The organism is Pseudomonas nunensis (assembly GCF_024296925.1).
Lineage (GTDB): Bacteria > Pseudomonadota > Gammaproteobacteria > Pseudomonadales > Pseudomonadaceae > Aquipseudomonas > Aquipseudomonas nunensis.
Genome location: NZ_CP101125.1, coordinates 1172870 through 1173951, shown reverse-complemented (window position 1 = coordinate 1173951; position 1082 = coordinate 1172870). Strand labels below are relative to the sequence as shown.

Here is a 1082-nt window from a genome sequence, read left to right as displayed (position 1 = left end):
TTCTTAGCATCCGGATCAGTAGGCAGGAAGCACAAAGGCACGTCGTCCCTATAAAACGAATGCAGACCGGAAAAATTAGCGATTGAGAACAAGTATCAGAAAGGAGGTATTGGCGGGGTATCAAGGCTGTTGCAGATCAATGTGGGAGCGGGCTTGCTCGCGAATGCGGTGTGTCAGTCAGCAATGATGTGGCTGATACACCGCTTTCGCGAGCAAGCCCGCTCCCACAGGGTAATAGTGGGGATGGATCAGGCGCTGACAGCCATCGCATGCCGCCGATGGTGCACGTCCAGTTGATCCTTGATCACCCGCAGCACCTTGGCTTCGTGCTCATGAATGAAGAAGTGCCCGCCCGCCAGCATGTCCACCGAGAAGCTGCCCTGGGTTTCCTTGCTCCAGCCGATCAATTGCTCGGTGGTGGCCTTGTCAGCCTTGCCGCCGAGCACATGCACCGGGCATTTGAGCAGCGGGCGCTGCACCGGCTGGAAACGCCCGCACAACAGGAAGTCGGCGCGCAGGATCGGCAGGGTCAGGCTCATCAGCTCTTCATTGGCCAGCACTTCTTCGCTGGTGCCATTGAGGGTGCGCAACTGGTCGATCAGCTCGGCATCGGTCTTGGGTTCGGCGAAGCCGCGATCATAGTCGGCGCGCATGCTCGGCGCGGCGGTGCCAGAGGCGAACAGCGCAACCGGTTCCGGGCAGCCAAGCGCACGAAAGGCGTGGGCCAGTTCACAGGCCATCAACGCGCCGAGGCTGTGGCCGAACAAGGCATACGGCGCTTTCAACGTCGGACGCAGTTCCTTGGCCAATTGCATGGCCAGCGCGCGCATATCGGTGTGCAAGGGTTCATCGAAACGGGCGCCGCGACCCGGCAACTCGACCGGTTGCAGTTGCAGCCACTCCGGCAACTTGCGCCGCCAGCGGCTGTAGACCATGGCGCTGGCGCCGGAATACGGCAGGCACAGCAGAGTCAGCTTGGTCACCGTGGGCTCCTCAAAAAAATAGGTCTGTACTAGGGAACGGTCCGGCGCCGGCGCAAATTAGTCGCGGCGGGTTAAATTTCCCGCGCAAGTGCTCGTTCT

The 1082-nt window shown here is 60.6% G+C and carries 1 protein-coding gene; it reads right to left on the bottom strand.

The window, feature by feature from the left end:
* Positions 1-248 precede the first annotated feature (248 nt).
* Entirely contained in the window at positions 249-983 is a 735-nt protein-coding gene (locus NK667_RS05420) for a thioesterase II family protein (protein ID WP_083471411.1), read from the bottom strand.
* Positions 984-1082: the final 99 nt, after the last annotated feature.